We start from the raw sequence: 13,594 nt of genomic DNA on the forward strand, positions 1-13,594 counted from the left end.
AGTTATTCTGTACCTTTTTCTTTTTTCCATTTCCGAAGCTGTGCCCTAAAATTTTTAAATGGTGCTGCGGTATTGATATGTATCCATTTCCAGACCGGCCATTGAGCGGGAGTCGTTGCCCATTTTCTTTGCCCGGGAGTAAATAATGTATCATCATCAAGGTTTTCTATCCAGTCAATAATTTCATCAATCTTATTTTTCAGCAGTTCTCTTTGTTGTTGTAAGCTATAAGATCCATATTCATCATAAAAAGACTGATATAATCCTCCCAAATTATTCCATTTATATTCCGGAGTTGGTGTTTTTACTTCAATTCCTTTTCTTTCATCAGCTTCCCATTGAAAAAGCAAGTGGGTCCATCCCAATTGATAGGAAATATTTTGCGACGGCGTTTTGTCAACTCCAGACCGCAGAAGATCTTTTTCATCTTCTTTTATATCATTAAATTCCTGATCATACAGCAGATATCTTTTCTTCAGCTCTTCAATTAAGATCTGCTTTATCTTTATAACTCTGCATATTTTACCTATTTTCTCAATTTACTGAAAGAAGCCATCAGATAAAATAAAAACGGAAGGATAAATAAGGAGCCCAGCATCAAAGCCCATCCCAATGCAGCAATCGTTTTCGGAGGTGCCATATGCTCCAGCAGTGAAAGATGCTGCCCGTTTCCTAATAAAATAATATCAGGATTATGCTGATAGGTTGCCGCCACCAAAATCATCACCATCTGAAATCCTGCCAATGCTCGTACCGGAAGCAATTTTTGACGGTTTAGAGCTCTTAAAATAAGCAATAAGGCAATGGTAGCAAAGGCAATAGACATAATCCCCAGAGGTTTGGAAAATACCCACATCAAAAGAGGAATATCTGAAATATAAGCAGTAACAAATACCAATATTCCTGTAATTACTACAAAGATCATCGTCTGCTTGGATTTTTTGATCATTAATAAAAGATCAGCTTTGTCACGAGTTTCTCTTAATGAAAAGATAGAAGCAAGGTAAGCACAAAGCGCTACCGTAAATAAGCCTACAGAAACCCCAAACCAGTTCAGCCAGCTGAAAATATATAAATCCAGAAAACCTACAGCATCAGGATTGATAGAATGTGAAACCGTTGCCGCAGCAATTAATCCTAAAAAGAAAGGTGTTAAAAGACTCGCATAGTAGAAAATCTGGGTATATAAAACCTGCCAGTTATCCTTTACAGCATCATAATGTCTGAAAGTAAACGCTGTTCCTCTTGCAATAATCCCTAAAAGCATCAGGACTAAAGGAATATGCAGATAGGTAGACATCGTAGTATAGATTTCGGGAAATCCCACAAAGAGAATTACAATCGCAATGATCAGCCACATATGATTGGCTTCCCATACAGGAGCTATGGATTCATACATAATTTCCTGGGTTTTATTTCTGGCTTTTTTATGGGTAAAAAGCTCTACAATTCCGGCTCCGAAATCAGCACCTCCCAGAATAATATAAAGACAGATGGATAGCCAGAGAAAACCTATTACAACGTAGATCATGATGGTTTGTTTTTATCGTTAAACTGAGAGTCGGTAGGATCGTAAAGCTTCGGTACCATTTGGATTTGTCTTTTTAAAAGAAAAACAAGAATCAATGATAAGGATATGAAAATAGCGGTAAAGAAGTAGAAAGAATACTGTATTCCCGGCATGGGAGTAACGGCATCTACTGTTCTCATGATCCCGTAAATGATCCAGGGCTGCCTTCCCACTTCGGTAACCGTCCATCCGGCTTCCAGAGCGATATATCCGAAAGGAGTTGCTATTAAAAAGGTTTTTAATAACCAGTTTTTACTCAGCCATTCCTTTTTGAAGAAGAAGGCGTATAAATAAATAACCCCGATACCAATCATCACCACTCCGAAGAAGATCATGATCTGAAAAGCATAATGAACAACTGCAATCGGAGGCCATTCATCTCTCGGGAAATCTTTAAGACCCTTTACTTCAGCATTGAAATCATTACTCACCAGAAAGCTTAATACTTTAGGAATCTTAATGGCATATTTTATTTCTTCCTTTTCTTCATCAGGAATTCCACCAATGACAAAGGATGCGCCTTTTTCCGTTTCAAAGTGAGCTTCCATGGCTGCTAACTTAATAGGTTGTCTTTCTGCTACCGATTTTGCTGCAATATCACCGCTTAAAGGTGCTCCAAATGCTCCAATCAAGGCAAAACCTACAGCAATTCTAAAAGCTTTGGTATGAAATTCAATATTTCTTTTTCGCATGATCATAAAGGCATGTACACCGGCCACAGCAAATCCTGTCGCACAAAAAGCAGCCACAGTCATGTGAAGAGCCTGAGGAAACCATGCGTCATTCAGCATTGCTTTAATGGGATCTATATTAAGATACTGTCCATTGATATAATCAAAACCGGTCGGAGAGTTCATCCATGAATTGGCGGCTACTACCAGAATTCCGGAAGCCAGTCCGCTCAGTCCTACAAGAAATCCACAGAACCAGTGAAACCATTTGTTGAATTTATCCCATCCATATAAAAAGAAGCCGATAGCAATCGCTTCAATGAAAAAAGCGGTTCCTTCAAGAGAAAAGGGCATTCCGAAAATAGGACCGGCATGTTTCATAAAACCAGGCCATAAAAGCCCCAGTTCAAAAGAAAGCATGGTTCCTGAAACAGCTCCGGTAGCAAAAAGGATAGCTACCCCTTTGCTCCATGCTTTTGTCAATCCTTTATATACTTCATTTTTGGTTTTTAGGTATTTCCAATGGGCAAAAGCCATCAGAAAAGGCATCACCATACCCACACAGGAGAATATGATATGAAAGCCCAGAGAAAGTGCCATCTGAGCGCGTGCTGCTATAAAATCATCCATAATATCAACTTTTCAGTAAATAAATTTACGCATAAATTATTGATGTTGAATATGATTTACAACAGTTGATATTTCAGCAATACATTTTAATTTTGAATCTTTTATTGGCTTGTTATTCTTTATATTTTTACTAAGAAAACTCTACATTTTTTTGACACTTTTTAACTTTCATACGTCGAAAAAAATCACGATATTTGTAAGTCTTTGCATTAGGCAAATTTATTAATTTTATATGAGTCAAAAACAATATACAGCTAGCAGTATCCAAGCCTTAGAAGGAATGGAACACGTTCGACTAAGACCCTCAATGTACATTGGAGATGTAGGAGTAAGAGGTCTTCATCATTTGGTTTATGAAGTAGTAGATAATTCTATTGATGAGGCTTTAGCAGGATATTGCGATACCATTTTGGTAACGATCCACCAAGGAGAAAGTATTTCTGTAAAAGATAACGGTAGGGGAATTCCTGTAGATTTTCACGAAAAAGAGCAGAAATCGGCTCTTGAGGTTGTAATGACTAAAATTGGAGCAGGAGGGAAATTTGATAAAGATTCTTACAAGGTATCTGGAGGTCTTCATGGAGTGGGTGTTTCTTGTGTGAACGCACTTTCAACTTTATTAGTGGCTACAGTAAGCCGTGAAGGGAAATTATACCAACAAAGATATTCAGAAGGAAAAGCACTTACAGAGGTTGCGGAAATTGGAACGACCGAGGAAAGAGGAACAGAAGTTTTCTTCCAACCTGATGCAACCATTTTCCAGGAACTTGTTTATAATTATGATACGCTTGCAACAAGATTAAGAGAACTTGCTTTTCTTAATAAAGGAATTACAATCACTCTTGTTGATGAGAGAAATCCTAACGAAGACGGATCATTCCCTGCAGAAGTTTTTCATTCTGAAGGAGGATTAAAAGAATTCGTAGAGTATATCGATGGAAACCGTGAATCTATTATGGAGCACGTTATTTTCATGGAAGCAGAAAGAGATGATATTCCTGTAGAAGTAGCGATGCGTTACAATACATCATTCAACGAAAATCTTCACTCTTATGTAAATAATATCAATACCCATGAGGGAGGAACTCACCTTGCTGGTTTCAGACGTGCTTTAACAAGAACACTGAAGAAGTATGCTGATGATTTAGGTATTCCTCAAAAAGAAAAAGTAGAAATTACCGGTGATGATTTCCGTGAAGGATTGACAGCTGTAATTTCTGTAAAAGTAATGGAACCTCAGTTTGAAGGACAGACCAAAACAAAACTAGGAAACTCTGAAGTTTCCGGTGCTGTAGATAAAATCGTAGGGGAGATGCTTACTAATTTCCTTGAAGAAAACCCTAACGAAGCGAAAATTATTGTTCAGAAAGTAGTTTTAGCAGCAAAAGCAAGACAGGCCGCTAAGAAAGCCCGTGAAATGGTTCAAAGAAAATCTCCTATGGGAGGTTCAGGACTTCCCGGAAAATTATCTGACTGTTCATCCAAAGATCCAGCTGAATCTGAACTTTTCCTTGTAGAGGGAGATTCCGCAGGTGGAACAGCTAAACAAGGAAGAGACAGACACTTCCAGGCTATTCTTCCTTTAAGAGGTAAAATTTTGAACGTAGAAAAATCTATGCTTCATAAAGTATATGATAACGAAGAAATCAGAAATATCTATACCGCTCTTGGAGTTTCTGTAGGTACTGAAGAAGATAGCAAAGCCCTGAATATGGCTAAGCTGAGATATCATAAAGTGGTGATCATGACCGATGCTGATATCGACGGATCTCACATTTCTACACTTATTCTTACTTTCTTCTTCAGATTTATGAAGGAACTTATTGAGAATGGATATGTTTATATCGCTCAACCCCCTTTATATCTATTAAAGAAAGGAAACAGAAAGGTATATGCTTATAATGAGAAAGAACGTGAGGAATTTACTTTAGAAATGGCTCCGGACGGAAAAGGGGTAGAAGTACAGCGTTATAAAGGTCTTGGAGAAATGAACCCTGAGCAGCTTTGGGAAACAACGTTAAATCCTGAACACAGAATTCTTAAGCAGGTAACGATTGATAATGCAGTGGAAGCCGACAGTGTTTTCTCAATGTTAATGGGAGATGAGGTTCCACCAAGAAGAGAATTTATCGAGAAAAATGCGAAATATGCAAAAATTGATGCATAAACGTTTTTAAAAATATAATCAAAAAGCTTCTAATTATTTAGAAGCTTTTTTTATATTTGGGCAAACCAAAAAAACAATAATATGTTAACTCTTTTACAAACAGACCCTTACAATGGGGCAGATGCAGTGTCTGGCGCAGCCGCTGCAGGATTAGGACTCGGAACCATGTTCTTCGGCCTATTATGCTATATATTCTATGGATATTGCATATACAAAATTTTTCAGAAAGCAGGAAGACAGGATGCCTGGGCCGCCTTTATTCCGATTTATAATACAATAGTATTGTTGGAGATTGTGAAAAAACCAATATGGTGGATCATTCTTTTCTTTATTCCACTAGTGAATATTTATGCATGCTGGGTAGTATATGACAGACTTGCCAAAGGTTTTGCTAAAGAAACTCCTCTGTACACTATTTTAATACTCTTGTTCGGATTTATTTTTATTCCTGTATTGGGGCTTGGAAGTGATCCTTATGATAGTAAATTGGTTCCAAATGATTAAAAAGAAAAAACTTAAAGACTCCAGAAATGGAGTCTTTTTTTATTAATAACCCTTTTGGGCTGTAGAATTAATTGTATCCGTCTTTATTATTAATTCTACAGGTTCAGAATTATAGGGATTGTATTTTATTCTAAATTTGAGGCGCAGACAATATGAGGCGTATCGCTTCATGATACAGAATAAATACATTTTCTAAGATAGAATGAGTTTAGATATTCTGTTTTTAACTTTTCAGAATTTGATGATGAAAAGTTGATAATGTGTTCATATCCTTATAGGTACATTTAAGACAGTACTTTTTAAGTATTAGTTTAAAGGCTTCACCCGTTGAAGCCTTTTATATTTTTTTTAACAGTTATTAAGATTTTCTTATTTTTGCTTAATTTTAATACTATGATGAAAATACTAATCCTTGGAGCTCTCTCTGCTGCCTCATTCTATTTTGCACAAAGCTATCCTGCTTCTGCAATTCCTGAGAATTTAAAGAAAAATGCTAATGTTGTTATACGAAAGGATTTCACGACGGTTCAGATCAATAAACGTGATGAAATAAAATACCAGTATAACACGGTCACTACAGTTTTAAATAAAGACGGTAATGACGAGGCGGTTGCTTATATTCCTTATGATAAGTCAAAAAGCATTTCGAATATAAAAGTTACTATTTACGATGAAGCCGGGAAAAAAATTAAAAGTGTGTCAAAGTCTGATTTTAAAGATATGGCCAACAATTCCCAAGGGGTCTTTTATTCTGATAACAGAATATTGCTTTATTCCTATACACCGGCTCAATACCCCTATACTGTTGAGTTTTCTTATGAAGCAGAAGATGAAGATACTGTTTTTATCCCACGTTTTGTCCCTTTTACTTCCACTAAAACATCTTTGGAAGAAGCACAGTTTAAAATCATAAACACTTCAGGAATTGAGCTTAGATCTAAGATTTATCCTTCAAAATACAATTACACCTCTGTTATAGAAAGTGGGAGTGGAAACGATAAAACATACTCATACAAAAATGTACCTGCCATTGATGATGCTTTTATGATCCCACAACCTGTTAAAATTTTACCTTCAGTCAACTTTGCACTGGCGAGATTTAATCTGGCAGGGAAAGAAGGAACTTTAAATAACTGGACAGATTTCGGAACCTGGATTTATAATGATCTTCTGATCCCTGTTTCAGCATCTACTCCTGCTATCAAAGCGGAAGTTACCTCTTTACAGCTGCAGGGATCTGTGGAGGATAAAGTAAAGAAGATTTATCAGTATATGCAGAACAAGACCCGATATATAGCGGTGTCATTAGGGATAGGCGGCTGGCAGCCCATGATGCCGGATGAGGTTCAGAAAAAAGGGTATGGAGACTGCAAAGGACTTACGAATTATATGAAAATCCTTTTGAACGAAGCAGGAATTCCTTCTAATTATTGTATTATCAATTCCGGACGTTCACAGGTTTCCTTTGATCCGGAATTTCCTTCTATGGGGGGAAATCACATCATCTTGATGGTTCCGACTGAAAAAGGGAATATCTGGCTTGAAAATACCTCTCAACAAATAGCTTTTAACCATTTAAGTTACAGTACAACCGATAGGAATGTACTTGCTGTGACCCCAAAGGGAATCGAACTCATCAATACACCTGTTTATAAAGCAGAGCAGAATAAAGAGAAGCAGGTATTGAGAGTGAATCTTAATGAGGATAATAGTATTACAGGGGCTGGTAATTTTTCTTACACAGGAAATCAGTATGATTATAATCTGAGGTTTGTCAATCTTAATCCCAAAGAAAAAAATGATGCAGTGAAATTGAATTTTGACATTTTAAACTTTGAAAAAGTGGAAATGAAAAACTTCAACAATGATAAAGATAATGCTGTCATTACCTATGATTTAGACTTTAAAACCAATAATTTCTCTAAAAAAGCCGGAAACAGCCTTTTGTTCAGATCGGTTCCTATTTTTTCTGATGTTATTTATAAAGCGGACGAAAATCGTGAACTTCCTTTTGAGGTCAACATGTCTTATGAAGATGAATATGAAATTGCTTTTGTCCTTCCTTTAGGCTATAAAGTAGATGAAACTCCTGATAATTCCAGTATTACTTCTGAATTTGGATCCTATAAGCTAAGTTTTGTTAAAAGTGAAGACGGGGTAAAAGTGATCAGAAAGATGCAGATTAACAAAGGATTGTATCCAAAAGAGAAATATAACGAGTACATAAGTTTCAGAAAAAAAATTCTGAATATGGATAATTCAAAAATTTTAATAACAAAAATATAACCATGAAAAAAATAATAGTATTGCTTCTTTGCTCTGCCAGTGCAATATTGATCAATGCGCAGAAGAAATATGAATTTCTGAATCCACCTAAATTTAATGATGCAGATCTGTCTAAAGCAAAATCTTTATTGGATGAAAATGCACCTGCCGAGATTTTGTATAAATCTGCTTATTTTATGGTAGATGCAAGCACAGGGAATCTGCACAAAAAATACTTTTACAGAGTTAAGATTTATGATAAAGATAAAGCGGAAGATTGGTTGAATCTTGAAATTCCTATTTATAATGTGGGGAGCAATAGAGAATCACTAGGCAAGTTCAAGGCTTTTACTTACAATCTTGAAAATGGGAGTGCAGTTCCTGTAAAAGTGGAAAAGAGTTCTCAGTACAAAAGTAAAGAGAATAAATATGTTACCCTGACGAAATTTGCTTTTCCCAATGTGAAGAATGGGTCTATTTTAGAATATCAGTATGAAATCATATCACCCTTCCGTTTTATTATTCCGGAAGTGTTGATAGAGTCCGATACCCCTTCACTGAATACTGAATACGTTTTGGATGCGCCGATCAACATGTCTTATAATGTAAACTATACCGGAGAAATGATGCCTAAACACAAAGAGGTTGAAGAGAGAAACCTGTATGGCGCTCAGTATAAAACATACCGATTTGCCTATGAAAATGTAAAAGGCTTTAAAACTGAAAAATTTGTACGAAATGATAGAAATTTTAGAACAAAAATAGGCGCAGAACTTAATTCTACCAATTTCGGAGAACTCAAACTCTATTCATCATCATGGGATCAAATTGGGAAAAGACTTTATGAGAATGAAGACTTTGGAGAACAATTGAAGAAAACAAAATTAGCTAAAGAAAATATGCCGACAGGAGTTTCAGAAATGAAAACTGATCTTGAAAAGGCAAATGCTATTTTTTCATACGTTCAGAAGACATTTACCTGGAATAAAGACAGAGGAGTTTATACTGAGGATGGTATCAAAAAACTTTTAGAAACGAAGGTCGGAAATGCCGCAGAAATTAATCTTTTTCTGGTAATGATGCTTCGTGAAGCAGGTCTTAAAGCAGATCCGCTGGTTATTTCTACAGTAGAAAACGGTGTGATCAATCTGGTGTCACCTAATATTTCCAATATGAATTTTGTATTGGCTGCGATCAGTCTTAATGACCAGTTTCATATTTATGATGCAACTTCCAAGCAGTCTTCATTGGATGAAATCCCTCTTAAGAACTGGAACCAATTTGGTATTCTTGTGACAAAGGGTAAATCGTTACAGATTCAGATGACCAATACAAAATCAAGCAATACTTTCCTTACAGCCAATGCTAAAATCAATGATGATGGAAGCATTTCCGGAACCTATTCTGATAAAGATACTGGTGCTTATGCGATGTATGCCAAAGATAACTATGATGATAATGCTGAGAAATATAAAAAACAGTATAAGGAAAATTTCTCAATGGACTTCACGGATATCAATTCAAAAGTATTGGAAAATGGTGAATTTGAAAGCAGTATGAAATTCTCTTCATCAAATCTAATTGATAGAGTAGGAAAGAAAATGATCATCAATCCAATGTTGTTCTTAAACAAGAGTTCTAATGAATTTGATCAGGTTGAAGCCAGAAAATATCCTATTGATTTCGGATCGCCTATTACCAAAGTGAAAAAGGTTATTCTTGAAATTCCTGAAGGATATACCATTGAAGAGATGCCTAAATCTAAAAAGATCGTCACAGAAGATAAAGAAATAGCATATACCTATTCTGTGGAGCAAAAAGGAAATAAACTAGAGGTTACTACCACGACAAAAATTAGCAGTTCAGATTATCCTAAAGAATATTATCCTGCATTTAAACAAATCTGGGGAGTTGCTTCAAAATTTGAAAATCAGGTGATCAGCCTTGTTAAAAAGTAATTTTTAAGGTAACTTAAACAAAACTTAATATAAAAAAATAAAGTTTTTCAAAAACCATTCATCTTTTGAATGGTTTTTGTATTTGTTATCCCAAAAATTACAATTATGAAAAACACGATTGCTGTTATAGCATTGTCTTCTTTCTTAGCGATAACTGCCTGCAAAAAAAATGAAAAGACAGCACCAGCAGAAAAAACCGAAAATAAAACATCCGAAGAATTTGTGGTAGACTCTGTGAAAGTAAACGATTCTACAATGATTACAGACTCTTTAAAAGTTTCTTTCACCTCAAAACTATTGGTTTTCCCTGCTTTAAAAGATAAGAAGCTACTAGACAGTATCTATTTTCAGAATGATAAAATCAAAGACTTTTCCAAAACCGGACTTCAGACCTATCTTGATAAATCAAAAAATGATTATTTCAGTTCTATGAAAAATGATAATAAAGAATGGGTTTCAGACGTTACTTATGCGCAAAATTGGTATTCAAGCTCACACATGAATCTGATTTCCAATACAAACGGCTATATGCATATTCAATATGTAGGAAGCGGATATGAAGGAGGAGCTCATGATAATTATGGTTTTTCAGAAAGAGTTTTTGATCTTAAAAACAGCAAAAAACTAGAATTGAAAGATATTACTTCAATGCCTAAAAATAAGATTGAAGCCATTCTGATGAAAAATATCGATAAAATTAACAGCGGAACAATGGATGGTGACGGAGGAGTGAAAAACTCAGAAATGCTTCTTGTTGAGAAAATTCCGGCGTCTGATAATTTTTATTTTGATAACAAGAATCTGTATTTTCATTACAGTCCTTACGAAATTGCCGCTTTTGCAGCAGGTGATATCACGATTCCTATTTCTTGGGAAGACCTTAAAGGCACAATAAATGCAGAATTTAAAGAAAGAATGAAAATTAAGTGAATTAATGCTTCCAGTTCAGGAAGCATTTTTTAATTTTGCGGTAATGGAAAAAGTAGCTTTTATTATCAATCCTTTTTCGGCCAAAAAGAACTATCAGCCGTTTTTGAACGAACTTAAAACAAAGGTTAATAATCCCTTGTATTATGTATCAGAATCTATTCTGGGAACAGATGAGTTTATTCAGGCCCATTTCGAAGAGGTGGATATCTTTGTAGCAATTGGGGGGGACGGAACAATCTCTACCATAGCTAGAAACCTTATTAATACAGAAAAAATTCTGGCTATTTTTCCGGCAGGTTCAGGAAACGGATTTTCCAATGAAACCCGCTTCAGCAAAAACCTTGATGAACTTTTAGAAAAAATAAAAACAAAAAACTCCAGAAAGATTGATACGTTTACTGTAAATGACAAGCTTTCTATCAATGTTTCAGGGACGGGCTTCGATGGTAAAGTGGTCAAGGAATTTGAAAAAACGAGTCGTGGGTTCAAAAACTATATCAAAGTTTCCCTGAAGACCTTCTTCAATTATAGGCCGATCAAGGTGAAGTTTACTGATGAAGAATACCAGCAGTATAATGGCCGTTATCTGATGTTGAACATTGCCAATACCCGCCAGTTTGGTAATAATGCTTACATTGCTCCCAAAGCAAGTAAAAGTGACGGACTGGTTGATATGGTGTTGGTGAAAAAATTCCCGCTGACCTATTCTGCACTGTTTGCTTTCAGGATGTTTACTAAAAGGCTGAAAGATGATGAATATGTTACTTATCTTCCGGTTTCTGAAATATCATTTAAAGTCAATACCAAAAACTGGCATCTTGATGGGGAATTCAATAAGATCAAATCACCCATCCACGTTAAGGTACAACCCGCCAGTTTGAATATTCTGATATAATTTGTAATACTCCGTAATGAGTTTTTAATTGAGCCTTTTTATTTTTGCTCTTTCCTCATCGCAAGTCCACAAAATAAAATTGCCAGGATTGCTAAGAATGTTCTTAGGCTATGTATTATTTCCCATCTTTTTAATTCTCCGGCAACATGTTCTATTGGTATATTTTTAGACGCCATAGCTGCATTAGCGGGCATGAAATAGGCAAAGAACATGATTAAAATAATTACATTACAAATCAGGTTAGCGAGCCAGATATTTTGGGTTGTAAGCCTTTGCTTATAGGCAATGATATACATTGATATTGAAATTATTAATGGTACAGCTTCAAGAGGCAGCATGGTTAATCCCACCGATTTAGAGTTGAGTGAAAACCAAGTTAAAAAATCTTCAGCACCTATTTTTTGCCAAAAAGGAATCAACACAAATAATATCACCGTGCATCCTCCTACAAAAAGGGAATGTGTGATCAAAGAAAGTAATGGTAAGGATGTGTATTTTTTCATAGGATTAAATTTTTAAGGTAAAATTCTCTTTAATGTATTTTCTTTATTTTTCAAGTAGTGCGTAACAACCCCTCCAATGTGTACGATCAATAAAACGATCAATAATATCGCTAATGCTCTGTGGGTAATGAGTGGAGGAGTATCCAGTTTTTTTGGTAAAAGGGAAGCTTCCGAATTTTGTATAGCTTCTGTAAGATTGCTTGTTATAAGAGTTGTTATACCTGATAAACACAAGAAGATGAGTAGGTAATAAAAAGAACTTTCTATCCATACTACCAATTTATTATGAAAAGAGCTTCCCGTTTCTAACTTTGATGGCCTTTGATTTCGAAAGAAAAATAAAATTCGAATTAAGGTAAGTACAAAAATCAAAATACCGAAAAGAGTGTGTACCCTCAACAAATTGAGTCTCATTTCTGCTTTCATTTCCTGCATGAGAAATCCTGTGGGTAACAATAAAATAATTAGAACTAAGCTTATCCAGTGTATGATAATAGTTCCTTTGCTGTACTTTTCAGAAAGGTTGTTTTTAATAATTTTTTTCATCTTTATACTTTTTCGTCTATAATTTCCCGATAACTTTCTTGTCTCATAGTGGCTCTATGACTGATATTAAAAGTTATATTTTACTTGTATGACGAAAGTATAAATAGTATAAAAGCTAAAATTGTAAAAATCGGAAATTGGGGATTTCTTTACGGAGAATTTTGGGAGATTGACCTGTTATATCTTTAAGTTCATGATTAAAGTGTGCCTGGTCAAAATAATTGTTATCATGGGCAATTTGTGTTAACGAATTTTCAGAGTACTTCATTTGAAAGGCAATTTGTTTCAATTTGACCACACGAAAATATTCCTTTGGTGAGCATCCCACATATTCATAGAAGTGATTTCGTAAAGTACGGTCTGTAACGTTTAATTGTTTTGAAAGTTCTGTTATTTCAATATGCCCGAAGTTTGATTCGATCAAATCAATGGCCTTGGTGATAAGTGATAAATCACGAATAAGAATATTATCTAAAAAGACATTTTCTATCGCATTGAACATCTCTTCCGTATCGGACAAGAAATGTATTTTTTGCATAAAATCTTTAGCGACATTACCAAAAAGTTCTTGGGTGTTGATTAACCAAGGTAATTTGTTTATAGGTTTTTTAGTAAAATAAGCCAATCCAAAAGGTCTTACGTGGGCGCCTAAAATTTTTATTCTGTCAGTAGTTGGCTTTACGTTTATTTTTTGGGTGGAGATTCTTGATATGGCGGTGTTTATTAATTGGGATTTATTTAATGTGTTATTAACGACCATAAAAGGATGATCAAAAAAATAGCCAACTGTTATCCGAGGAAAGGGTATCATAAATTCAGCTTCTTCAGTGAGTTGAGATACTGGAATATCAATGTAGAAATAATATTCAACAATTGTGGAGAGGAATGGGTTTTCGGGCTTCCTGAGCGTGAAATTATTATGGCTGTCCATGCTCTATTTATGATTTATTGTTAG

Annotated in this window: 12 protein-coding genes; 6 read left to right on the forward strand and 6 right to left on the reverse strand. The window is 35.2% G+C overall.

The annotated features are described in order from the left end of the window. Nucleotides 1-2: 2 nt before the first annotated feature. The 3 genes from C1634_RS07030 to C1634_RS07040 are packed head-to-tail and all read right to left on the reverse strand — an operon-like array spanning nucleotide 3 to nucleotide 2,871. Entirely contained in the window at nucleotides 3-539 is a 537-nt protein-coding gene (locus tag C1634_RS07030) for a ClbS/DfsB family four-helix bundle protein (protein WP_317047486.1), read from the reverse strand. Next, a complete protein-coding gene (locus C1634_RS07035; RefSeq protein WP_109738127.1) occupies nucleotides 527-1,531 on the reverse strand; it encodes a cytochrome d ubiquinol oxidase subunit II in 1,005 nt (334 codons plus the stop codon). Before C1634_RS07035 ends, C1634_RS07030 begins: the two co-directional genes overlap by 13 nt. Beyond that, complete coding sequence (locus C1634_RS07040; protein WP_109738128.1) at nucleotides 1,528-2,871, reverse strand: cytochrome ubiquinol oxidase subunit I; 1,344 nt, start codon at nucleotides 2,869-2,871, stop codon at nucleotides 1,528-1,530. Before C1634_RS07040 ends, C1634_RS07035 begins: the two co-directional genes overlap by 4 nt. Before the next feature lie 232 nt (nucleotides 2,872-3,103). Here C1634_RS07040 and gyrB point away from each other — a divergent pair, with 232 nt between their 5' ends. From gyrB to C1634_RS07070, 6 genes are all read left to right on the forward strand, one after another. Then, entirely contained in the window at nucleotides 3,104-5,038 is a 1,935-nt protein-coding gene (gene gyrB, locus C1634_RS07045; RefSeq protein WP_103235179.1) for a DNA topoisomerase (ATP-hydrolyzing) subunit B, read from the forward strand. Nucleotides 5,039-5,119: 81 nt separating this feature from the next. Beyond that, entirely contained in the window at nucleotides 5,120-5,542 is a 423-nt protein-coding gene (locus C1634_RS07050) for a DUF5684 domain-containing protein (RefSeq protein ID WP_103235178.1), read from the forward strand. Between the two features lie 393 nt (nucleotides 5,543-5,935). After that, entirely contained in the window at nucleotides 5,936-7,828 is a 1,893-nt protein-coding gene (locus C1634_RS07055) for a DUF3857 domain-containing protein (RefSeq protein ID WP_109738129.1), read from the forward strand. Nucleotides 7,829-7,830: 2 nt separating this feature from the next. Next, nucleotides 7,831-9,765 (forward strand): transglutaminase-like domain-containing protein, encoded by a 1,935-nt coding sequence (locus tag C1634_RS07060; protein WP_109738130.1) that lies wholly within the window; start codon nucleotides 7,831-7,833, stop codon nucleotides 9,763-9,765. 105 nt (nucleotides 9,766-9,870) lie between these two features. After that, nucleotides 9,871-10,695 carry an RsiV family protein gene (locus C1634_RS07065; protein ID WP_109738305.1) on the forward strand — a complete coding sequence of 275 codons (825 nt, stop codon included), beginning with the start codon at nucleotides 9,871-9,873 and terminating at the stop codon, nucleotides 10,693-10,695. Nucleotides 10,696-10,699: 4 nt separating this feature from the next. After that, on the forward strand, nucleotides 10,700-11,590 hold the full coding sequence (locus C1634_RS07070; protein WP_394337095.1) for a diacylglycerol/lipid kinase family protein: 891 nt from the start codon (nucleotides 10,700-10,702) through the stop codon (nucleotides 11,588-11,590). Between the two features lie 38 nt (nucleotides 11,591-11,628). Here C1634_RS07070 and C1634_RS07075 read toward each other — a convergent pair whose 3' ends face one another. The 3 genes from C1634_RS07075 to C1634_RS07085 form a co-directional block, all read right to left on the reverse strand. Further along, nucleotides 11,629-12,093 carry a DUF1772 domain-containing protein gene (locus C1634_RS07075; RefSeq protein ID WP_109738131.1) on the reverse strand — a complete coding sequence of 155 codons (465 nt, stop codon included), beginning with the start codon at nucleotides 12,091-12,093 and terminating at the stop codon, nucleotides 11,629-11,631. 12 nt (nucleotides 12,094-12,105) lie between these two features. Further along, the gene (locus C1634_RS07080; RefSeq protein WP_103232392.1) at nucleotides 12,106-12,639 is read right to left on the reverse strand and encodes a cytochrome b; all 534 of its coding nucleotides are present in this window, start codon (nucleotides 12,637-12,639) and stop codon (nucleotides 12,106-12,108) included. Nucleotides 12,640-12,754: 115 nt separating this feature from the next. Continuing rightward, nucleotides 12,755-13,570, reverse strand: a complete 816-nt coding sequence (locus tag C1634_RS07085) for a helix-turn-helix transcriptional regulator (RefSeq protein WP_103232393.1) — start codon at nucleotides 13,568-13,570, stop codon at nucleotides 12,755-12,757. Nucleotides 13,571-13,594 lie beyond the last annotated feature (24 nt).

This window comes from Chryseobacterium viscerum (assembly GCF_002899945.2).
Lineage (GTDB): Bacteria > Bacteroidota > Bacteroidia > Flavobacteriales > Weeksellaceae > Chryseobacterium > Chryseobacterium viscerum.

Bases quoted from the DNA above. Each gene is read 5' to 3' on its own strand.
- C1634_RS07055 (WP_109738129.1), top strand. From the start codon at position 5,936: ATGATGAAAATACTAATCCTTGGAGCTCTCTCTGCTGCCTCATTCTAT.
- C1634_RS07035 (WP_109738127.1), bottom strand. From the start codon at position 1,531: ATGATCTACGTTGTAATAGGTTTTCTCTGGCTATCCATCTGTCTTTAT.
- C1634_RS07080 (WP_103232392.1), bottom strand. From the start codon at position 12,639: ATGAAAAAAATTATTAAAAACAACCTTTCTGAAAAGTACAGCAAAGGA.
- C1634_RS07040 (WP_109738128.1), bottom strand. From the start codon at position 2,871: ATGGATGATTTTATAGCAGCACGCGCTCAGATGGCACTTTCTCTGGGC.
- C1634_RS07050 (WP_103235178.1), top strand. From the start codon at position 5,120: ATGTTAACTCTTTTACAAACAGACCCTTACAATGGGGCAGATGCAGTG.
- C1634_RS07070 (WP_394337095.1), top strand. From the start codon at position 10,700: ATGCTTCCAGTTCAGGAAGCATTTTTTAATTTTGCGGTAATGGAAAAA.
- C1634_RS07065 (WP_109738305.1), top strand. From the start codon at position 9,871: ATGAAAAACACGATTGCTGTTATAGCATTGTCTTCTTTCTTAGCGATA.
- gyrB (WP_103235179.1), top strand. From the start codon at position 3,104: ATGAGTCAAAAACAATATACAGCTAGCAGTATCCAAGCCTTAGAAGGA.
- C1634_RS07060 (WP_109738130.1), top strand. From the start codon at position 7,831: ATGAAAAAAATAATAGTATTGCTTCTTTGCTCTGCCAGTGCAATATTG.
- C1634_RS07085 (WP_103232393.1), bottom strand. From the start codon at position 13,570: ATGGACAGCCATAATAATTTCACGCTCAGGAAGCCCGAAAACCCATTC.
- C1634_RS07075 (WP_109738131.1), bottom strand. From the start codon at position 12,093: ATGAAAAAATACACATCCTTACCATTACTTTCTTTGATCACACATTCC.